General features: G+C 38.5%; 13 protein-coding genes and 2 pseudogenes. 11 read left to right on the top strand and 4 right to left on the bottom strand.

Annotated elements, in window-relative coordinates; all coding sequences use genetic code 11:
- Nucleotides 1-1,141 precede the first annotated feature (1,141 nt).
- The 10 genes and pseudogenes from RMZ41_RS04380 to RMZ41_RS04335 form a co-directional block, all read left to right on the top strand.
- On the top strand, nt 1,142-2,590 hold the full coding sequence (locus tag RMZ41_RS04380) for a HAMP domain-containing sensor histidine kinase (protein WP_322640749.1): 1,449 nt from the start codon (nt 1,142-1,144) through the stop codon (nt 2,588-2,590).
- 130 nt (nt 2,591-2,720) lie between these two features.
- Nucleotides 2,721-3,395 (top strand): response regulator transcription factor, encoded by a 675-nt coding sequence (locus tag RMZ41_RS04375; protein WP_322640750.1) that lies wholly within the window; start codon nt 2,721-2,723, stop codon nt 3,393-3,395.
- 56 nt (nt 3,396-3,451) lie between these two features.
- The gene (locus RMZ41_RS04370) at nt 3,452-3,664 is read left to right on the top strand and encodes a CopG family transcriptional regulator (RefSeq protein ID WP_322640751.1); all 213 of its coding nucleotides are present in this window, start codon (nt 3,452-3,454) and stop codon (nt 3,662-3,664) included.
- 873 nt (nt 3,665-4,537) lie between these two features.
- On the top strand, nt 4,538-5,788 hold the full coding sequence (locus RMZ41_RS04365; protein ID WP_322640752.1) for a hypothetical protein: 1,251 nt from the start codon (nt 4,538-4,540) through the stop codon (nt 5,786-5,788).
- Nucleotides 5,789-5,875: 87 nt separating this feature from the next.
- Complete coding sequence (locus tag RMZ41_RS04360; protein WP_322640753.1) at nt 5,876-10,636, top strand: response regulator; 4,761 nt, start codon at nt 5,876-5,878, stop codon at nt 10,634-10,636.
- Between the two features lie 508 nt (nt 10,637-11,144).
- Entirely contained in the window at nt 11,145-11,801 is a 657-nt protein-coding gene (locus tag RMZ41_RS04355; protein ID WP_322640754.1) for a hypothetical protein, read from the top strand.
- A gap of 127 nt (nt 11,802-11,928) precedes the next feature.
- Nucleotides 11,929-14,115, top strand: a complete 2,187-nt coding sequence (locus RMZ41_RS04350; protein WP_322640755.1) for an OmpA family protein — start codon at nt 11,929-11,931, stop codon at nt 14,113-14,115.
- 65 nt (nt 14,116-14,180) lie between these two features.
- Nucleotides 14,181-14,705 (top strand): Rab family GTPase, encoded by a 525-nt coding sequence (locus RMZ41_RS04345; protein ID WP_322640756.1) that lies wholly within the window; start codon nt 14,181-14,183, stop codon nt 14,703-14,705.
- Nucleotides 14,706-14,709: 4 nt separating this feature from the next.
- Nucleotides 14,710-15,702 (top strand): annotated as a pseudogene (locus RMZ41_RS04340) (histidine kinase dimerization/phospho-acceptor domain-containing protein); the annotation flags it as partial.
- Between the two features lie 132 nt (nt 15,703-15,834).
- Nucleotides 15,835-17,124, top strand: a pseudogene (locus tag RMZ41_RS04335) (ATP-binding protein); the annotation flags it as partial.
- Nucleotides 17,125-17,155: 31 nt separating this feature from the next.
- Here RMZ41_RS04335 and RMZ41_RS04330 read toward each other — a convergent pair.
- Nucleotides 17,156-17,572, bottom strand: coding sequence for an anti-sigma regulatory factor (locus RMZ41_RS04330; RefSeq protein ID WP_322640758.1), 417 nt, complete (start codon nt 17,570-17,572; stop codon nt 17,156-17,158).
- A gap of 147 nt (nt 17,573-17,719) precedes the next feature.
- Here RMZ41_RS04330 and RMZ41_RS04325 point away from each other — a divergent pair, with 147 nt between their 5' ends.
- Complete coding sequence (locus tag RMZ41_RS04325; RefSeq protein WP_322640759.1) at nt 17,720-18,910, top strand: SpoIIE family protein phosphatase; 1,191 nt, start codon at nt 17,720-17,722, stop codon at nt 18,908-18,910.
- A 42-nt stretch (nt 18,911-18,952) separates the two neighbouring features.
- On the opposite strand, the gene RMZ41_RS04320 is transcribed toward RMZ41_RS04325, so the two are convergent.
- The 3 genes from RMZ41_RS04320 to RMZ41_RS04310 form a co-directional block, all read right to left on the bottom strand.
- Complete coding sequence (locus RMZ41_RS04320) at nt 18,953-19,279, bottom strand: STAS domain-containing protein (protein WP_322640760.1); 327 nt, start codon at nt 19,277-19,279, stop codon at nt 18,953-18,955.
- A 103-nt stretch (nt 19,280-19,382) separates the two neighbouring features.
- Nucleotides 19,383-20,090, bottom strand: coding sequence for a PIG-L deacetylase family protein (locus RMZ41_RS04315; RefSeq protein WP_322640761.1), 708 nt, complete (start codon nt 20,088-20,090; stop codon nt 19,383-19,385).
- 322 nt (nt 20,091-20,412) lie between these two features.
- Entirely contained in the window at nt 20,413-22,395 is a 1,983-nt protein-coding gene (locus RMZ41_RS04310) for a glycosyltransferase (RefSeq protein ID WP_322640762.1), read from the bottom strand.
- Nucleotides 22,396-22,412: the final 17 nt, after the last annotated feature.

Here is a 22,412-nt window from a genome sequence, read left to right as displayed (position 1 = left end):
AAAGTTGGCATTTGAAGGCGATTATTCCGCCTTCAAATGCGAGAGTTTCGAGTTCTGCGCCGTAGAATTTCGCGGTATTAGCTGCGTACAAAAAAGGGACTCTTTATTGAGAATTGGGTTCTCACTTCGATTAATGATGTTCCTGGCTCTAACCTCTCCCAAATTTTGAAATGTTTTCCCAGTCCCAAGTATTGAGTCCCCAATCACGGAGCGGCGTTCCTCCTCTACCAACGAGTACTAAGCTGTTGTGTTTTTAATTTGCACATTGAGACAGCAGGGGAGCAGAGGTGCAGAGGAGAGGGTTTACAGGTTTTACCTAAAAGATTATGAGGCAACTTGTAGGCGCGACAGCTTATCTGTTCCTGGTGTGCCAGCAGTACACTCGTTGGCTAGGGCAAGCAAAGCTCACGTGCTTCTTAGGTGAACAGTCGCCCCTGCCGAGTTATACGATTTCACGAAATACCTGATACAAATAATTTATCTCTAATTCTTTCCCCCTGCTCCCCTACTCCCCTGCTCCCTATTTGTATCAACCTTAAAGTGAAATGGTATTAGCCACTCTTTTAGTCAAGTCCACCGAATGGGATAGTTGCAGGTTTGCCCAACCCATACCCATTTGAGACAGTAGGCGAGTTTTGTACTTGACGGCTGCTGTTATAAAATAATTCTTATCTGAAATTAATTTAACTACTAGTAAATTAACTTATGCTGAGAAAATAATTTACAAAGTTTCAAGGTACATGAAATAAAAATCTTTCATGAAGTTTTTGAAATGGCTGCACTTTTCACTGTGGGTATACAAGAAAGGTAAGTTTAAATCAGGTATAACTAAGGATTTAGCGGTTGATATTGAAGAAGAATTCAGGAGTCAGAATTCAGGAGTCAGAATAAATCAGTCGCGGGTCTGAATCCCCGACTGATTGAAGACCACCAGATTTCCAATTTGGTGGGGGTGCAAAAACGCCGATTATTCAGACACTCGCAGACTCGCTTTCCGCGTCGCTATCCGCTATTCATACAGAATTCATGCTGACTCCTGATTCCTGACTCCTGACTCCTGAATTCTGTTCGATAACTTTACATTTAACAGTCTATTTTTATTGAGATAACCTTATTCAACACCTAAAATCTCACCATCAAAGTGAATCAAATCAAAAGAAATTGGATAAATATAGACCCATTTTCATTACAGTCACACCTCACGATTGGCATTGCTACATTTTCGGCTTTGATATTAGGTAGCCTTGCTACATGGATTAGTTGGAAAATGCAGCAAATCTTAGTTGATAGTCAAAAATATAATATAGAACAAATTGCCAAGCGTTTGCCGCAAGATGTGCAAATTTATAGTGAAATGATGCAACCTGAAACTGGGTTACAAAAGGCTGTTAATAATTTGGCAAATACTAACATATTGTTATGGTTAAAAAGTCCTGATAATAAAATTATAGTAAAATCTACCACTTTAGATTTATTATCTGAGCCGACTGTCGCTGAATTGATGTCCCGGACTAAGATGCCGATTCAACCACAAGTTTATAAAATAAACCAAAGCTATTTTGTTTTATGTAGTACTTCTGTGCAAGTTAAAGGTAAGGTACTCGGTGAGTTATTTTTAGTCAAGGATATTACGCGCGAACAGAGAATGTTTGTGGCAATGTTGCAGAATTTAGGTATTACTACTATTTTAGCAATTATTATTTTAACTGCTGCGATCGCGTTTTATATCAAACATTCCCTAAAACCTCTTCGTCAGCTAAATCAAATGGCTGCTGTGATTTCGGCTGAAGATTTAGGAAAATCACAGCTATATGTTGATAATGCACCCAGCGAAGTTAAAGAATTAGCTCAAACTTTAACTATGCTTTTATCTCACTTATCGCAATCTTGGCAGAAAGAACAAGAATTTGTGAGTAATGTTTCTCACGAATTACGTACACCCTTAACCATAGTACATGGTTACTTACAAAGTATCTTGCGAAGGCAAAATAATTTAACTCCAACCCAACAAGAAGCTTTAGAAACTGCTGCATCGGAAGCTGAACGCACTATCCGTCTGCTACAAGATTTACTTGATTTAGCACGAGCGGATAATGGTTACTTATATTTTCAAATGAAATCTTATGTGCTGAATGATTTGGTTGAAGAAGTAGTCATGATGGCAAAAAAATATAGCGATCGCACAATTAAAATTGAGTCAAAACTCGATCGAATTGAGGTGAAGGCAGACTACAGCCGTCTAAAACAAGTATTATTGAATTTGATTGATAATGCCATTAAATATTCTGAAGCTGATACACCCATAGTTTTGAAATTAAATCAAATTCAAGAGCGGGCAATTCTTGAAGTTTGTGACAAAGGTTATGGAATTCCTTTACAACAGCAAGCACGGATATTTGAGAGATTTTACCGTGTAGATGAATCCCGCTCTCATAGCACTGGGGGTTGTGGTTTAGGTTTATCTATTGTCAAGACACTTATAGAAGGTATGGGAGGTAGTGTAAGTGTGCAGTCAAAGTTAGGGGAAGGGAGTACATTTACAATAAGTTTACATACACATAGCAGTTCTATAGGCCGGTTTGATTCTTAAAATTACTTAGCTTAGTTTTGCGTAAGTCATCTGATCAAGTATTTACCCGAAGGTATGAGAAGCAAAGTTGCTATCCTTCCACCGGGTGTAGCACTTTTATTTTTACATTACCTGCTTTAGGAGCAAACTTATGGCAACACATATCCTTTTGGTAGAAGATGAAGTCAAACTGGCGCGATTTATCGAATTAGAGCTTAGTAGTGAAGGATACAAAGTAAGTGTAGCCCATGATGGGATCGCTGGTTTAACCCTGGCGCGAGATTCATCACCAGATTTAGCGATCGTGGATTGGATGCTACCAGGTTTAACAGGTTTGGAAATTTGTCGCCGTTTGCGAACAACAGGTAGTACAGTACCAGTAATTTTACTGACAGCAAAAGATGAAGTGAGCGATCGCGTCGCAGGTTTAGATGCAGGAGCCGATGATTATGTAATTAAGCCCTTCAGTATAGAAGAACTACTAGCTAGAATTCGCGCTCATCTGCGCCGCACGCAAGAAACAGAAGAAGATTTATTGCAATTTGAAGATTTAAGCTTAAATCGCCGTACTCGTGAAGTTTTTCGGGAAAAACGAAGCATTGAGTTAACAGCAAAAGAGTTTGACTTATTAGAATACCTTCTTTCACATCCCCGTCAGGTGTTTACTAGAGATCAAATTTTAGAGAAAGTTTGGGGTTACGATTTTATGGGTGATTCTAATATCATTGAAGTATATATTCGTTATCTCCGACTCAAATTGGAAGAGAATAATGAAAAGCGTGTGATTCATACAATCCGTGGTGTAGGTTATGCACTGCGGGAGTAATTGTAATGACTTGGTGATTTCGGCATAAAGCAACACTTTAAAGACAAAAGACGATTATGAATAAAAAATGGGCTGTTAAACGACTAACAGTAAATCTCACAACCGAGGAAATGAAAAAACTTGAACAGTACTGTGCTTTGACAGGAAGACCAGCAACAGATGTAATTCGAGAATTGCTCCGAACTCTTGAGGTTGACAATTCTGAAAACTCTGACAAGGGAACAGCAGACCCAAGAATAACAGTTGGCAGTTCGTCACAATCACAGTAACTATTCACCAGAATATACTACTAAATCTCATAAATCTGCTATCTTGACTTACCGATAAGACTAAAAGCAATACTTCTCGCTTAAAGGGAAAAGAGTAAGGGATGAATTTAAACCCCTACACTTTTCCCTTTTACTTTTCCGAAATCGCTCTCTTGAGCTAGCGCGGGCAAAAAACCTCGATTTTTAATTCAAGGTGCGTTATCATACAACAAAATACGCCCTACTTCGACTTCAAATTTATATTTATTTATATATAAAATTAGGAGTCAGAATACAGAATACAGAATTGGTGAATACTCTACCCATAAAGGGATAGAGTTTTAAGGCGAGAATATTTTAATTTTTTTCGCTTGATTTTGGGCGAAAGCGTGTAGTGGGGCGTTCGCGGTAGCGTCTTGTAGAGTTGCCAGGTTAAAACCAATATTCGTCACCCACTTGTACAGAATTCATACCTGTTTTCTGACCGGAGGCGGAGCGTCTCCGGCTCCGCTCCTGAGTTCTGAATTCTTCTTATAAAAATCCGGCTTGATTTCTGAAAATATACGTAGGATGTGAGCGCAAAGAGTACGGCATTAAACCCTTGATAATAGTGCGTTACGAACTCCGTTCTCACACACTCTACAATATCTAATTTCGTTCAAAAATCAAATAGTAATCCTATACATTAAATTTTTTGTGCCGACTTCCTTACTCGCAAACAATACTAATTACGCATTCAGGGGACAGCCCTATACCTATAAAAGTAAGCCTTTTTCCTTTGCTATGTCTTAACAAGCATATATTTTGGGCATCATAATCCCAAGCCGAATACATCAGCTAGCTGCCAGAAACTTTTTGGTAGCGAGTTTTTATTTATAACTATAGTAGTGACCGATGGTAAATAGTTTTATACCATATCTCTTTATTTCTTCTCGACACAGTTCGTACACTAGGTTAATTTGGGGATGCCTACAGATTCAATTAGGAGTAATCTGTAGCATCGGTATTTGGACATTCTCAGAAGCTAAGTTACAAGCTGCCCAAGCATATCAGACTTGGAAATCACCTTCAGGATTCACCGAGGGAGCCATCAAAATAAATCCCGCGCCAACACCTATTTTGATGGCAGCACCCGAAAACTTCAATCCTGATTTGCAAGTACCGCCAGTCATACCTAAACCACAAGTCATACCCAAACCACCGCAGAATTCTAGTCCACCAACAACTTCTACCGAACCCAAAACGCCAGATGCAGTTTTGGAAAGCATTGATACAGACTATCGCTATGACACAGATAACTTTGGCCAAACCAATTTCTTTTTTGAACCAACGGCTCAGTTTCGATTGAGGAATGGCAATAAAATATTTTTCAAGACAGGTTTTAACTTCTTTGAGCAACGTGGTGTTGAATCAATTACGAATTTTCCCTTGCAAGTTGGATGGCAAGGAAAAGTTGGGAAAGCAACTCTGCAAACAGCAGCCGGAGTCGATATCTTCAATCGTTTACCTACAGCTATTAATCTCAATGCTAAGGTGGAGGTTCCCATTGCGCCGCCGCGAGTTTCGTCATCAGGTCAATTGCTATCGGCAGTAGTACTATCAGGTAATTTAGAACAAGGGCCTTATAAATCTAATGCTCGAACTTTAGAAAATCAAATTACTGCTTGGCGATTTGGGCCTGATTTATACTGGCAGATTGATCGTAAAACCAGCTTGTTTTCATCATTGCGTTTGGGTAGTTACAACGATGGTAATTTCGAGGTGCAATCATTTAGTAGGCTAGAGCGCAAGTTTGGACAGTTTTCTCTGGCAGCTAACTTATTCACTTGGAGTTTCGATCGCAATTTAGAACGCACAAGTGGCTATTTTTCCCCATCAGATTTTCTAGTTTACAACGCTGAGGTGGGTTGGGAAGGAGATATTGCTAATTTTTTACGCTGTCGCTTTGCTGCCAACTTAGGACAGCAGCGACTTAACGGAGAATTTGACAATGCCAATACCTATCAAACGCGCTGTACGGTAAAGTTTTCACCTGATGTAGAGGCAGATATTGGCTATAGCTTTAGTAATGTCCGCAATCAAGAAACTGGGGGAAGTACCTACGGTGGTAATTCTTTGGCAGGACAGTTGCGGGTGAAATTTTAGGGGGCAGGGGGCAGGAGAGTAAACCCTATAAATAATCTAAAATCCAAAATCTAAAATCTAAAATCCAAAATGGGATAAGGCTTAAGAATGAAAGCACCATTACCTGATAATGAAAGACAGCGAATCGAATCTCTTTTGGAGTATAAGGTTCTTGATACTCCTTCGGAAGCTGCCTTTGACGATCTCACCCATCTAGCCTCATATATTTGTGGAACTCCTATTGCCTTAATTAGTTTAGTTGATAGCGATCGCCAGTGGTTCAAGTCAAAAGTTGGTATAGATGCCTTAGAAACACCGCGAGATTTGGCATTCTGCGCCCATGCGATTCTGCAACCAGAAGTTTTTGTCGTGCCGGATGCAACACTTGATGAAAGGTTTGCGACAAACCCGCTAGTCACCTCTGACCCGAATGTTCAGTTTTATGCTGGTGTACCGCTAACTAACCCCGAAGGATATGCAATCGGAACCCTTTGTGTAATTGACCGTGTACCAAGAAACCTGTCTCCAGAACAAGTTGAAGCATTACGAATTCTAGGTCGCCAGGTAATCAAGCAACTAGAGATGCGGCGCACTTTAGCAAGTTTAGTATTGGCGAGTGATACACGCAAACTGGCACAGAAGGGACGCAAACAATTTTTTAAAAGAATAGCCGGAGGGTTTGGGGTAGCATCGGCAATTTTAATTTTGATTGGCATGATTTCTTATCAAAACACACGTGTATTGATTAATGCTAGTAATCAGGTACAAAAAACTCAAGAGAAAATCAATAGACTAGAAGAACTACTGTCCGAGATGAAGGATGCTGAGACTGGACAACGGGGTTATATCCTTACTGGACAAGAAAGTTATCTAGAACCTTATCAAGCAGTACTTGCAAACATCAAGCCAAAAATTGCGGGACTGAAGGATTTAACTACAGATCAACCTAGCCAACAAAAGCACTTTGCAACCCTTGAATCTTTAATAACTGCAAAACTTGCCATACTCAAACAGACTATATATCTGCGTCAAAATCAGGGATTTGAGGCGGCGTTGCAGGTAATCCAAACAAATCAGGGAAAACATCTTATGGATGAGATCCGCAAGATCGTTTATGAGATAGAGAATCAGGATAAAAGGTTGCTTAAACAGCAGTCGCAAGCTGCAAAAGCCAGTGCTAAAAACACGGTTTTGACACTTGCCTTCGCTATTTGTCTAAGTTTTGTCATTCTAGCTATAGTCTACTACTTCATTTATCGTGAGGTAAGAGAGCGTAAACTAACAGAGGAAACACTAAACACAGAACGTAACTTTATCTCAGCAGTCCTTGAGACAGCTAGCGCTTTGGTAATAGTTCTGGACACACAAGGGCAAATTGTTCGCTTCAATCAAGCTTGTGAACAAATAACTGGTTACTCTTTTGATGAAGTCAGAGGAAGACATTTCTGGAACTTGTTTCTAATTCCTGAAGAGGTAGAACCGGTTAAAGCAGTTTTTAAGCAGTTGCAGACAGGTAAAGCGCCCAAAGAATATGAAAATTATTGGGTAGCAAAGGATGGCAGTAGGCGGCTGATTTCATGGGCTAACACTATTTTGCGAGACGATGAGGGTAGCATTGAATATATTGTTGGTACTGGTATTGATATTAGCGATGTCTCCGACGAGCTTCGTTTACGCAAACGAGCAGAACAGCATCTCAAAGCTCAGTATTCTACAACCCGCGTCTTAGCAGAGTCCACTACAATCAGCGAAGCCATGCCCCAAATCTTGCAAGGAATCTGCGAGAGTTTGGGATGGGATTTAAGTGAAATTTGGATGGTAGACAAACGAGTAAATATACTGTATTTATTTAAATGTTGGTATAAAATATCTTTTAAAATGCAAGAGTTTGAAATCCTCAGTCAGCAAACCACCTTTGAACGAGGAATTGGCTTACCTGGTCGTGTTTGGGCTAATGCTGAACCTGTTTGGATCGTTGATGTAGTTAAAGATAACGATTTCATTCGGTCTGAAATGGCTGCTCAAGCAGAATTGCACGGAGCTTTTGGTTTTCCGATCCATAGTGGTAAAAATATTCTTGGTGTCATTACTTGCTTTAGCCATGAAATCCAGCAACCTGACCCAGATTTAGCAGAAGTTATGAATTCTATTGGTGAGCAAGTAGGGCAGTTTATTGAGCGCAAGCAGGCAGAAGAAGAACTCCAACGCCAAAATTTGCGATCGCAACTATTTACTGAAATCACCCTCAAGATTCGTCAGTCTTTGCAAATCAAAGAAATTCTCCAAATCAGCGTTACGGAAGTCCAAAAAATTCTCCATAGCGATCGAGTTTTGATTTATCAACCCTTGACAGATGGTGAAAGCACTGTGGTTGAGGCAGTAATTTCTGACTGGCTAGCAATTAAAGAGAAAAAGCTCACCGATGCTTACTTTCAAGCAGAATATGCACAACAATATTATTTACAGCAATATCGTCAAAAACGGAATCTAGAGCTTCCTGACTTAGATATAGTGGAAATCCAAAAAAGACATATAGAGTTACTAGAACAATTTGGGGTCAAATCCAATTTGGTCATACCCATTCTTGTTAAAGAAGAACTCTGCGGTTTGCTGATTGTCCATCAGTGTGGCAGTTCCCGCCAATGGTCTAGCTTTGAAACTCATCTTTTACGGCAAATAGCCGATCAAGTAGGGATTGCCTTAGCCCAAGCCCAAATGTTATACGCAGAAACTCAACAGCGAAGAGAACTGGAAACTGCTCGTCATCAAGCTGAATTAGCTTCTAAAACCAAAAGTGCCTTTTTAGCAAATATGAGTCATGAAATTCGGACTCCGATGAATGCTGTGTTGGGCATGACAGGCTTAATGTTAGAAACTCCGCTAAACTTCGAGCAACGGGATTTTATGGAAACCATTCGCGTTAGTGGAGATGCTCTTTTAAGCCTCATCAACGAAATTTTGGATCTTTCTAAACTTGAAGCTGGGGAAATGGCACTAGAAAGTCTAGATTTTGACTTATCTACCTGTGTAGAAGAGGTATTGGAATTATTGGCTCCCCCAGCCCATAATAAGGGATTAGAAATTGCCGCGTTAATCTATCCCAACGTTCCCACCCAACTCCAAGGCGATGCTGGCCGCCTCCGGCAAATTTTGATGAACCTGATCAGCAATGCAATCAAGTTCACCAGCAATGGAGAGGTAATATTACGAGCAGAATTGCGTTCGCTTTCCTCTACTACAGCCACCATTTATTTTTCCATCACAGATACCGGTCTTGGCATTACCCCTGAAGACCAATCCAAACTCTTTACTCCATTTACCCAAGTAGATGCTTCCATTACCCGTAAGTATGGCGGTACAGGTTTAGGATTAGCCATTTGCAAGCAACTCATCAGTTTGATGGGAGGAGAAATTGGCGTAGAAAGTCAGTTGGGGAAAGGATCTAAATTTTGGTTTGAAGTAACTTTTACCCAGCAACTTCACCCGATTTCTTCAGAAGACGATCGCTTGTCTGCGACACCCAACGCCAAGAGCGATCACGAACTTTTGACTAATCGCCGCTTGTTAGTAGTGGATGATAATACCACTAATCGTAAAATCATCCATCATCAAGCTACTCGTTGGGGAATGCTAGTAGATCAGGCTGCTTCGGCTGCGACTGCCCTCCAAGCTATTCAGGAGGCTGCCAAGCAAAAAAATCTCTATGATGTTGCTGTGATTGATATGCAGATGCCGGAAATAGATGGACTGACTTTGGGAGAACAAATTAAAGCAAATTCAGCGATCACTAGTCTACCTTTAATTATGCTTACCTCTACTAATCAACGCGATGAAATCCAACAAGCGCTAAAAATAGGATTTGTGGCTTATTTGGTCAAACCTGTTAAGCCATCCAGACTCCTCGATACCATCATGACTATTTTAGGGGCGCAGATACAAGAGGAAACAGGAGCCATTCAGAATTCAGAATGGGCTACGCCCCACTTTGCTAACAGGAGTCTGGATTTAAAACTGAAAAATAATGAAAACAGCAAATATAATTTTCCTGACTCCCATCTCTCGGTTGATGAATCCCATAAATTAAGAATTCTCTTAGCTGAAGATAATCTGGTGAATCAGAAAGTTGCTTTGAAGCAACTACAAAGTCTGGGTTATAGCGCTGATGTAGCTGGTAATGGGAAAGAAGTTTTGCTGTTATTAGAAAAAATTCCCTACGATTTAATTCTGATGGATTGCCAAATGCCAGTTCTTGACGGTTTAGAAACTACAAAAGAAATTCATCGTTGGCAAGAAAGCAACTTTGTCACTGGTCATCGTCCTGTAGTAATTGCGATGACAGCTAATGCAATGAAAGAAGACCAACAAATGTGTTTAGATGCAGGAATGGACGACTATCTGAGCAAGCCAGTAATCAAAGAAAAATTAGCTGCGGTACTAGAGCGTTGGGGAAGTATGATATTTATGGTAAAAGAAGCAGATATCTTGGAGCAGACTGTTTCTACAACAGATGGAGATTCGATTGACCTACCAATTGATTGGGAGCGCTTGCATCGACTCTCAGAAAATAACCTAGAATTTGAATTGGAATTACTGCAAATATTTGTTGAAGATATGCAACCTCGTTTAGAGGTAATTAAAATAGCGATCGCAACTCATGATTTTGGTAAAATAAGTCAAGAAGCCCATCAAATTAAAGGTGCTAGTGCCAATATTGGAGCTACAGTCATGCATCTGGCAGCAGAAAAACTAGAACAACTAGCATATAACCAAGAACGTCGAGGTACTGGTAACTTAATCTTAGAATTAGAAGAGTTTGTGAAACGTATCCAAGAATTTTTGGAACGTAAAGATAATAATGCCAAAATTTGAAAAATCAATAATATTTATTAATAAATCACAAATGATAACTTTTTAAGACTAAGCATGAAAAATACTTATTCTATATTTATCATTACCATTCAATACTTGTCGGGTTAAGGGGAAAAGGGGAAGAAAAAACCTTTAACCTTTTCGTAAGAATTCAGGAGTCAGAATTCAGGAGTCAGAATAGTTTAAGAATCAGGTGGAGATTTGACATATAAGTATCTTACTTGATACCAGAATTATTATAAACTCTGACTTCTGACTCCTGGGTGCTGAATTCTTACACCTTTACCCAAATCCAATTCCGAGTTAAAAATGCTTTACCCGAGCAGTATTGCATTACCATTTACTCTTTTTAAGATAGAAATTCTGAATAATTGGGAATAATAACTTTGATGTACTAAAAGTAGGTTCTGTGAGTTAGCTGCATCTGATGCTGAGAATATTTAGCCTAAATGCCAGTTAAATCCATACTTCCTATCCCAATCAATTCCCGAAAAGTGAGGTTTTTCTGATGAGTCAGATGAGTAAAGATGATGTACGAGAACGTCTTGGTAATATCGATCAGATCCGCGATATTATTTTGGGAACACAGCTAAGAGAGTACGAAAATCGATTTAACAAGCTGGAGTCAGACATATCTCTGTTGCAACAACAAATGCGATCGCATATCGAACAACTCAAGTCCAACTTTTCGGCTGAACTAAAATCAGGATTTGAGACGTTGGATAAAAAGCTGAAGTCACTCAACCTGACAACTCAAGAAGAAACTCTTGACTTACGGCAACAGGTTGATAGACTTAATAAAAAGTTCTCTAGCAGTGTTCAGTCTCTTGATGAAACATTAGATAACCAAACTAGCTCGATTCGAGATGAAATATTTCAAACTAAAGTCCATTTACAAGATGATGTTACAGCGTTACGCGATCTGATTTTAGAAGAAATAGATCGACGTTTCTCGCAGTTGACAGACACCAAAGTTTCTAAAGACGATATGGCTGAAACTTTATTTGCCTTGGGAATGCGCCTAAAAGAAACTGAATTTATTCCTAAATTACGAGAAGCCGCCGATGAACACAACGACAACTATAGTGCTGTACCGCTTCTAGAAACTACAAAGTTGTCAAAAGTGTTAACTCACTCTAATAGTACCGCAGAATTACATTCCTAATCAAATCAAGAGGCAAAGAGAGACAGACGCGATTCATCTCCCCTCCCTTGTACAGACGCGATTCATCGCGTCTCCTAGATTCATCGCATCTCCTAATTCAGCACTTTTAAAGACAAGAATTACTGATATGACTCAGGTGAAAAATTCTATTTCTCAATCTGTTGAGTTCAAGCCAGAAGAAGCTATACAGCTTGACAATTTAGTGAATCTACTCGTCGAACTCAACATTATCGAACCACCTGAGCAATCTGCTTCCTCATTTCCATCCGAAACCGCTCCTGGCAACGATTATATTACAACAGATATTGAGACATTGCAACTTACTCCAGTGACAATAGAAATATGTGAAGCTTATTTAGAGTCGGCTTTTAATTTTCGTCAAAATGCAGCTAATTCAGCGAATTTTATCGAAAAAGAATTAGAAAATAACATTGAAATGTTTGCAAATTTTGAGGAAAAAATAGACAATTCAGAAGATGCATTCCAAAAATTAAAAGATATATTAATTGGATATGACATATCACAAATAAATAATCTTGTAAATAAACTCGAACAAAATTTAATACAAGTAGAGCATCAAATTTATGACCCTAAAGAGCTAATAAATCTACTACTACCGTGTATTTCTGAGCTTTTAAGACTGAAAATTATAGAGTCTAGAGAAGAATTTGTACAAATAATTGCCCCTGTTATTGATTCTGCTATCCGCAGTCGCGCTGAACAAGATAAAATTAGCATCAGTGAAGCGATCGCACCGACAATTCCCCTAGCGATTACTCAGCAGATTATTGTTGCTCCAGAGGAAGTTTCAGATGCGATCGCTCCTGCTATGGGACGAGCCATAAAAAAGCAAATTGAAATTGAACAGAATATCGTTGTGGATGCACTCTACCCAATTATTGGTAGTACCATAGCCAAATATATGGCAGAGACAATCCGTGCCATTAACCAACAAGTTGAAGAAACCCTTAGCGTTGAAGGGATAAAACGTAAAATTCGTGCCAAATTACAGGGAGTTTCCGAAGCAGAATTAATTCTTAAAGAAGCTCTACCATTTACAATTAAAGCCATTTTCTTGATTCATAAAACATCTGGTTTAGTTATCTCAGACATTCAACGCTCTGATGCACAACAGCTAGAAGCTGACATGGTAGCAGGAATGCTGACGGCAATTCGCAGCTTTGCCAATGATTGCATCAATCAAGCTGGAAACGTGACAGAATTAGATACAATTCAATACGGTACATCAAAAATAATTTTAGAAGTTGCAGGATACTGTTATTTAGCAATTGTTCTGCAAGGAGAAACGACCAAAAAATTTATTTTGCAAATGCGGCAAACCTTTAGAAAAATTGTGAAGAATTATGGTGATTTAATTGAGAAATTTGATGGAGATCCAGATACAATTCCGGCTGAAATCCATACAGCTTTAGAAGAACTTAAAGGTGCAGATATTCAGCAGAACGAGAAAAAAAATCAATTATCGCCGTTACTGATATTAGGCTTAACTGTTATTAGCACAATTTTCATTCCTTGGAGTATTTGGCAACAGCATAGTGAAGCGATCCGTTCTATTGAAAATAAAACTTCATTGGCTCTAACTTCTGTTCCAGAACTAGCCGTATATCGGCTCAACGTGCAGGTAGAACACAATAAATTAAAACTAACAGGACTATTACCTAATCAACTCCTTCGTCAGAAAGCCGAGCAAATTGTTAAAATAACCTCCCCTAATTGGTTGATTGACAATCAAATTTTATTAGTAGAACTACCAGCAGATCCTGTATTAGCTGCTGCTGAAGTCAAACGAGTCACAGCAGTTTTAAATCAGACGGATGGTACAGCTATTTCCGCTCAATACACTGCTGGTAAAGTAGTTGTTCAAGGGAGTGTAAAGCGGATTGTAGATGCTCAGATTATTACTCATGCATTTGAGCAAATTCCAGGTGTAAAATTTGTATCTAGCGCGGTACAAGTGCAACCTCTGCAAATTGAAGTTCGATTTTACTTTCAACCCGACTCAGCGAATTTAATCAAAGCGAATTTAGTATCCAAGGTTCAACAGGTCAAACTTTTCCTCAATCAGCACCCAAATCAACATTTAAAAATTATTGGTTATAGTTATAACCGTACTGGTACAAACACATCTAAAAAATTGGCACTGACGCGAGCAAAAGTTGTACAACAGGCACTTATTAAGTTAGGTATCGAGCCATCTCGTCTACAAGTAATTGCTAAGACAAGTTTACCACCAGGAATTGATGCAAGTCACCCCTTATGGTTAAGCCGTTGTGTAGTTATAGAAGCGATATAACAAGCAACTTTAAGTTTAAAATGTTTCTTATTTATATATACAAAACTACCTATCTTTCCTAAATTATGTCTACAATATCTAAAAAAATCTGCTTATTTGGTGATTTTGGTGTTGGCAAAACAAGTCTAATTCGCCAATTTGTAGAATGCCAATTTAGTGATGAATATCTTTCAACTGTCGGAGTAAAAATTTCTCGTAAATCAGTAAATCTTTTTTCTAAAGACCTGGATAATGGGCAAAACTTACAGTTATTAATTTGGGATATTGAAGGTAGCAATAAATTTAAGGTAGTTGCTCAAAACTATTTTCAAGGTTCAAAAGGTGCTGTGATAGTTGGTGATGTGACACAACCAGAAACGCTCAATCATATCCGGGAGCATATTCAAACTTTTTTAGCTGTTAATCCTAAAAGCTATATTGTTGTCGCACTGAACAAATCAGATATGATTGCAGCCGAATATTTAGAAAAAATCCGCCAAATGTATCAATTTAACGATTTAACTAATATATTAAGCACATATATAACCTCAGCTAAAACTGGCAATAATGTTGATGAGATATTTCAAACTTTAGCGACTCATTTAATTTAGTAAAATGAACTCATTGTTGACAAAGATATTAGCTATATGTAGGATTGAATATTTGATAATTGACGAAAACTTGAAGGTTGTAGAGATATCTCTGGGACTAAATCATTTTGCCAACATTCCTGATAAAGTTAAGCAAGGTGAGGATGTTCGGATTGCCTTTCCAGAATTAGAAGGGCTTGAAGATATTTTTGATGCAATTAGACAAGGGGAAGAAGATTGCTTTGAATTAAAGGGAATTATGCGCTCCCTAGATCCGGTTTCTCCTTTATATATTGATATTCGGATTACTAAGAATATACAAGAAAATTCTTCTAGCTATCCATTCATCATTCTTGTAGAAGATTCAACAGAAAGGATGGTTCTTGAGCAATCTTTGTTTCAAGGTGCAAATGAAGCCAATCTTTTGTTACGCAACCTAAAAGCTTCTAAACAATATATTGACCAAATTGTGACATCAATGCCAGATGCATTGTTAGTAACAACACTGTCAGGAAAGATAAAAAAACTAAATCCAGCCGCACAAGTATTGTTAGAATATGAGGAAACAGAACTCATCGGTCAACCTATTGCCAAAATTCTTAGAGAAGTCAATAACTATAAATTAGAAATAGGAAATACTGAAAATGTTAATATTTTCCAAATTCAAGATATAAATCCTTTAGTCCAAGAGATAGAAACTGTTTGTTATACCAAAAGTAGTAAAAAAATTCCTGTAGCTTTTTCATACTCAATTGTTAAGACAGAAATTGAGCATTTCCAAGGTTATGTCTACATTTTGCGAGACATGACTGAACGGAAACAAGCTGAACTTGCTAAACAGGAATTCTTAGCAATGATTAGCCATGAGGTGCGAACTCCGATCGCATCAGTAATTGGTATGGCCAGTTTGTTACTAGATTGTGGATTGACTGTTGAACAGCAAAACTTTGTTGAAATCATTTACACCAGTGGAGATTCCTTACTTAAAATAACTAACGATTTTCTTGACTTCTCTAAAATACAATCGGGTAACTTGGAACTAGAAGAGGAACCTTTTATTTTGCAAACTTGCATTGATGAGGCTTTTTATTTACTTGCGCCTCAAGCTAGAGAAAAAGGTTTAAAACTTACATTTTTAGATACTCTTAAACTTCCGACTACGATTGTGGGAGATATTACCCGACTGCGCCAAATTTTAATTAATTTACTCAGTAATTCGATTAAATTTACCGAAACTGGAAAGATAGAAGTTTCAGTTATAATCCACAAGAATAGGGATATTAATCATTCTTCTGCTGTCAATACTGATGAGATTCAGTTTAGTATTAAAGATACTGGTATCGGGATTCCCCGCGATCGCGTTGAACGTTTATTTAAAGCCTTCAGTCAAGTCAACTCCTCCACTACTCGACAATATGGCGGTACTGGCTTAGGTCTTGCCATTTGCAAGCAACTTTGCGAGTTAATGGGTGGTAGAATTTGGGTTGAAAGTGAACTCAGTGTAGGTAGTACATTTTACTTTACGATTGCCGCTCCTATTATTCCACAGGAGTCAACAGAGGCGCAAGTCTTTGCACCCATTCAAGAGTTACAAGTAAAAAGTTCTGAAAATAACTGTGATTATCGTGTTTCTGATTTACCTAAATTAAGAATTCTGTTAACTGAAGATAATCAAGTGAATCAAATAATAGCCTTGAAGCAACTCAAAAGCCTGGGTTATAGCGCTGATGTTGCTAATAATGGCCAAGAAGCTTTACAACTACTAGAAAAAACTCCCTACGATTTAATTCTAATGGATTACCAAATGCCAATCCTTGATGGTTTAGAAACCACAAAAGAAATTCATCGTTGGCAAGAAAGTAGGTTTCTTAGTGGTCGTCGTCCTGTAATAATTGCGATGACAGCTAATGCGATGAAAGAAGATAAACAAATGTGTCTTGATGCAGGAATGGACGATTATTTAAGCAAGCCAGTAATGAAAGAAAAATTGGCTGCGGCGCTACAGCATTGGGCAAGTGTGATATTCACAGTAGAAGAAATAGATGATAAAGAGGAGACAGTTTCTACAACAGATGGAGATTCTATTGACCTCCCAATTGATTGGGAACGCTTGCATCAACTTTCGGAAAACAACCCAGAATTTGAATTAGAACTATTGCAAATATTTGTTGAAGATATTCAATCTCGTTTAGAAGTAATTAAAATAGCGATCGCAACTCATGATTTTGGGCAAATAGGGCAACAAGCCCATCAAATTAAAGGTACTAGTGCCAATATTGGAGCTATAACAATGCATCTGGCGGGGGAAAAGTTAGAGCAACTAGCTTACAATCAAGAGCGTCGAGGTACTAGTAATTTAATTTCAGAGTTAGAAGATTTTGTTAAACGCATCCAAGAATTTTTAATCATAACTCTTAACTCTGCTAAATCTGAAATCTAAAATTGAATTACTCCTAACTACTGCCCTAACTTTAGTAAGATTTACTAATAAATAAACACCAACGATTATCTACTGTCGGCTCATAACTCAATTTATCAGCAATAGCAGACATAATTTTTAAACCCCGCCCACGCTCTTGCTCATTATCCTCAAATTCAGATATTTGCCGTAATTGCTGCTCCAAGTCAAAGGGTTCACCTTTAGACCAAATGCGAATTTCTATATATTCATTTAATCGCACAGCTTCTATCTCAATAGGAGTTTCAATAGGTAAATTTTTGTGTGCGTGTTCAACAATGTTAGTAAAGCCTTCTATCATCAGAGTTTGACATTGCCACCAAATTTGTTGATCGGCAATAGGTGGTTGATTCATCTGCTCGAACCAAGATAACACTTGAGGCGACGCTGTAAGGTCTGTGTTTACTTTTAGATAAATTTTATTTTTCACTTGTTAACGAAGAAAATATTTTAAAACGATCATATTCGGTAAGTAATTTATTTAATTTGAGTATTTTCACTATACATTTCAAACTAAATTGCATATAAGTTGAATTAGAGCTATTACTTCCTTTTGATTTTACTTAGTATTTAATTGATGTTTAAAATTTTGGTTATTGATGATGACCCTATAGTGCGAACAGTACTGAAAAGAACCCTCCAAAATCAGGGTTATGATACCAGTATTGCCAAAAATGGAGAGGAAGGAATTGCACAAGCACAATTACTACGTCCTGCTCTGATTATCTGTGACTGGATGATGTCTCAGGTAGATGGGCTAGAAGTTTGTCGTCGAATTAGAACAAATCCAGAGTTGGCAACTACTTTTTTTATTCTATTGACGGCTAGGGGAGCAGCTAAAGGAGAGGAAGAAGATCGAGTTAGGGGACTCGATGCTGGAGCCGACGAGTTTATCTCTAAACCAATAGAGATGAATGAATTGAAAGCACGGGTAAGAGCAGGACTCAGGTTACACCAGCTAAATCAGGATTTACAAAGTCAAAAAGAAGTTTTGCAGACCCTAAATCAAGATTTACAAACCCAAAAGCAAATTTTGGAAGCAGAATTAGCTGAGGCTGCTGATTACGTGCGATCGCTTCTACCTTCGCCGCTTGTAGGAGCAGTAACTACAGAAAATTTGTTTATTCCCTCGGCACAGCTAGGTGGTGATTGCTTCGACCATCATTGGATCGACGAAGATCATTTAGCAATTTATTTGTTAGATGTATCAGGTCATGGGGTGGGTTCAGCCCTCTTATCTGTATCCGTGTTGAATGTTTTGCGATCGCAATCTCTCCCGAACACTAACTTTTGTCAACCCAGTGAAGTCCTAAAAGCACTTAATCACGTCTTCCAAATGACGAAGCACGGTGATAAATACTTCACGATCTGGTATGGAGTTTATCACCGCCCTAAACGTCAACTTATTTATGCCAATGCTGGACATCCACCAGCTTTACTCTTATCTAAGACCTCTAAAACAGACATCCAAGTTAAACAGCTAAGTTCTTTAGATTTACCAATTGGCTTTTTACCCGATGTTCAATTTGAGGATGCTATTTTGGAGATCGAAGAGAACACCACTTTATACATTTTTAGTGATGGTGTTTATGAAATTAATCAGTCAAATGGGGAAATTTGGGGTATTGATGCTTTCATTGACTTGCTAACTAAATATAGCTGGGAAGATACCTGTAATTTAAATCAAGTATTAGCTAATATTTTCACCTTAAATGCTCAAAGCAATCTTGATGATGACTTCTCTTTGGTAAAAGTTAAGTTTGGTTAGTATAGCCCAATATACACATTTAATTTTTTTATCATCAATAGCTTATTGCGCTGCCAAGATTTGGCTATTGAATTCCTCTTGGTCAGCAAAGGTTTGAAAAATTCTATCCATTTTAGTCAGTTCAAATAACATCCTGACTTGAGCGCTGATAGAACAAACAAAAAGTTTAGCATTAGCATTTCGCGTCATTTGCATTGCTGATACTAAAGCACCTAAACCAGAGCTATCGATAAAGTTTACTCCTTTCATATCAATCAATAAAATCTCCGTTCCATTTGCGATAGCGTCGCTTACTTCACGACGCAGTTCATTACCTCTGATACCATCTAAAATTCCAGATAATTCTAGTATTTTCACGTTTAAACTCATTGTTTTGTCCTATTTTTTGCTTGAAAAACATGTATTTATATTTTGGCACTGACATCAGGTAAACTGCAAGACAGATACCAATATTGTTGCGATCGTTATGTACTTAGCCGTGTTTGACTGCTTGGTGATTATTAGCTATTGCAGTAAAAAAGCTAGCATCTACACATTGGCGTGAAATCTCAAAAGCTTCAAAATAGCCATCCTTTTGACCTAATTCTCGTGCCCAGAAACGAGATAAAACTAGTATGGCATCGAGTTGCATAAATGCTTTATTCATTTCCGATTCATAACAACCGATAGCTGCAACTTTTTCCTCAATTACAGAAGTAATATCTACAAAAAAATTTGGCTCAAAACCACGCAAAAAAACAGGTGGGGCTGAATACCACAAAGTTATGTTTTTGCGTGTAGCAACATTAGAAACTGCGATCGCACACACTTCATGATCTCGATGTCCATATTTCTCAGGTTGTGGTGCATGAGTAATAATTAGATCCGGTTGCCAACGCCTAATAGCTTCTTCAGTAACTTTAATTACTGCTTGGGTTGAAAAATTATATTCTTCAAGTGCATAAAATTCGTAAGTTGCACCAATGATTTTACCTGCTGCATCTGCTTCTTGATGACGTGTACCTTTCATAGATGAACTGGAAAGGCTACCATCAGTCAAAATTAAGCAACGAATATTCCATCCTGCCTTGGACATCAGACTGAGAGTGCCGGCAGCAGGTAGAACTTCATCATCAGCGTGAGCATAAATCGTTAAGACAGTTCGCCCTGCAAAGTTTTTTGAATTTGAATCAGTATTCATTGCTGTTTTCTTTTGAGATTGGATTTATAGCAAGGGACTGGGGACTGGGTGAAAAGTCTTTTTGTGTCTAAGTTTCATCATCTGTTGATGTCCTAACCACCAAGGCTGTTGCTATATAAGGAAGTTAAAAGTTGTTCTTTTTCCCCCGTGTCCCTGTTTAAGAATGTTTTACAAGTTGCTAGTTATGTATCAAATACTTCTAGCTACTCATACATCCTCATTAAAAAGAGGGACTTTGATTTCCCCTAACCCTGCTTTTTTAAGAGAGGGAATCAATCAGCGCCTAAAATAACAGCCAACCAAATACGTATAAAAAATCCTCTTATACTTCTTTTGGAGGCTGCCAAACAGATGCGCGGATAATGGCCGACAAAAGTAATAAGTTATAGATAGCCCACGCACCATTGAGTAGGTGAACCCAAGGATTCTTTAAATCGCCAATTGCAAAGTGATAAAGGCTCCATAATATCCCCAAAATGGTGAGAATAAAAACAAGTAACTGTGGCCAAACTAGTCGGAGATAAATACCGGATTGCCTCTGCTTAGGTGTGACTTGAAAATTGAGTTTTTGTCCTGTAAACACACTCCATACGGCTTGGATGAGCAAGGGAAATAAAGCGATCGCATATTGTTCAGAACGCCAAACTTCGGAAGCTGGAATACCCCAGGTAGCTGCTAAGAATGTGAGACGGTTGATAATGAAAGCTGGGAAAAAGTGGATGGCAAAGTCAGAACCGTAGGTTTTAACTGGAACAATATCTGTGAAAAAATAGATAATTGGACAAGAAATAAACACCACAGTTGCAAAACCAGAGAAATAACTATACATCGTCTTAAAATATTGCAACCTTTGCCAAAATGTTAGCCCTGGTTTGGTTAGTGGATTTTCCCGAACTAGTACCTGGATAGTTCCTTGGGCCCAGCGTAGTCGCTGCTTAAGAGTGGAACTTAGGTCATCTGGCGCTAAACCTTCTGCCAAAAGTTCATTATGATAAATTGATTTCCAGCCAGCACTATGCAGACGCATGGCTGTATTCATATCTTCTGTAATGCTATTACTCGATACGCCACCAACTAAATCAAATTCATCTAAACGTTTTTCATCTTTGGCAAATTCATCAGCAAAATTTTGCAGTCCTACACTAACTAATGCCTCACGCCTCAATATCGCATTTGTGCCTGTATAGAACGCAGCATTCATGCCATCTTTACCTTGTTGAAGTGGCCCATAAAATAAATTTGCGCGATGTCCAAAAGGATCGCCTGGAGGAATATTGTAAAAATCCTGACGAGTCTGGACAAAAGCAATTTGATTCTGGTCGTATTTTCCGGTTGAAAGATTATAGGCGTAGAAATAAGGCAGAACTCGCTTGAGAAAAATTGGCTTGGGAATGTGATCGGCATCTAGAGTCACAATAAAGTTTCCTGCCGTTTCTCCAGAAAAAATTGCGTAATTAATATTACCAGCTTTCGCATGATGCGCTACACCAGGAGTCTTGGGACGCGCAATGTAGCGAAATCGGGAGAGTTCCAATAGTTCTAGTTCTTTCTTACGAATACTTTCTTCTAAGGCTTTTCGTTCGGTGGTGAGGCGATCGCTAATACTTTGATGAGCCGGAGGTAGCCAAAGAATAAACTGTCGCAGACTTTGCACAAATTCGCTAGCAAACTGGTTAACCACTGGTTCTGATGATGCTTGCAGCCATTTTTCTGCGGCTTGAGTATTAGGTGTGAAATTTTCCAGTTCCTTTAAGCGCTGCAACAAATAAGAGTGTTCTGCATCAATCCGACCTGCTTCTTGTTGTAGTTGTGGTGACTGCAAATCCTCAATACACAATCTTTCTGTCATAGATCGCATATCAGCCGAATTACCGTCATCTAAGATAAAAACACGTAACTTTGTTGGCGGATAATCCATTGCCAGAGCAGCTTTGGCAGTTTCTTCTACAATTTCGGGTGGTTCGTTGTAACAAGTCACAAAGACATCCACTGTTGGCCAGTCGGATCTGGGTAGAGGTGGGATCATCTGGTCGAGAGACTTAACCTGTCGCACTAAAGGTCGCCATAACCCAATCACAAACATCACGCCGCCGAAATAACTATAAATTTCTGCTATCAGCAAAGGAATAGAGATCCACAGCGCATCAAAATTTATGGAATGGGTGATGCGCCATTGCAAATACCAAATTCCAAAAATTAAATTTATTTCTGCTAAGTAACGAAATAACAGCGTCCTTTTTTTGAGTGATGAGCGACTGTTACCAGAGAAGTTTGAGGAATGATCGCTAATAGAAACTGAACTCATCTTAGTAGTATGTTAGA

Source organism: Nostoc sp. DedVER02, assembly GCF_034530675.2.
Classification (GTDB): Bacteria; Cyanobacteriota; Cyanobacteriia; order Cyanobacteriales; family Nostocaceae; genus Nostoc.
Note: the sequence above shows the minus strand (reverse complement) of the source record. Positions and strands in the feature narration are given on the sequence as shown.

What these genes read in the sequence shown, in the direction of transcription:
- RMZ41_RS04375 (WP_322640750.1), top strand. Translation starts at nt 2,721, where the DNA reads ATGGCAACACATATCCTTTTGGTAGAAGATGAAGTCAAACTGGCGCGA.
- RMZ41_RS04370 (WP_322640751.1), top strand. Translation starts at nt 3,452, where the DNA reads ATGAATAAAAAATGGGCTGTTAAACGACTAACAGTAAATCTCACAACC.
- RMZ41_RS04365 (WP_322640752.1), top strand. Translation starts at nt 4,538, where the DNA reads ATGGTAAATAGTTTTATACCATATCTCTTTATTTCTTCTCGACACAGT.
- RMZ41_RS04360 (WP_322640753.1), top strand. Translation starts at nt 5,876, where the DNA reads ATGAAAGCACCATTACCTGATAATGAAAGACAGCGAATCGAATCTCTT.
- RMZ41_RS04355 (WP_322640754.1), top strand. Translation starts at nt 11,145, where the DNA reads ATGAGTCAGATGAGTAAAGATGATGTACGAGAACGTCTTGGTAATATC.
- RMZ41_RS04350 (WP_322640755.1), top strand. Translation starts at nt 11,929, where the DNA reads ATGACTCAGGTGAAAAATTCTATTTCTCAATCTGTTGAGTTCAAGCCA.
- RMZ41_RS04345 (WP_322640756.1), top strand. Translation starts at nt 14,181, where the DNA reads ATGTCTACAATATCTAAAAAAATCTGCTTATTTGGTGATTTTGGTGTT.
- RMZ41_RS04325 (WP_322640759.1), top strand. Translation starts at nt 17,720, where the DNA reads ATGTTTAAAATTTTGGTTATTGATGATGACCCTATAGTGCGAACAGTA.
- RMZ41_RS04320 (WP_322640760.1), bottom strand. Translation starts at nt 19,279, where the DNA reads ATGAGTTTAAACGTGAAAATACTAGAATTATCTGGAATTTTAGATGGT.
- RMZ41_RS04315 (WP_322640761.1), bottom strand. Translation starts at nt 20,090, where the DNA reads ATGAATACTGATTCAAATTCAAAAAACTTTGCAGGGCGAACTGTCTTA.
- RMZ41_RS04310 (WP_322640762.1), bottom strand. Translation starts at nt 22,395, where the DNA reads ATGAGTTCAGTTTCTATTAGCGATCATTCCTCAAACTTCTCTGGTAAC.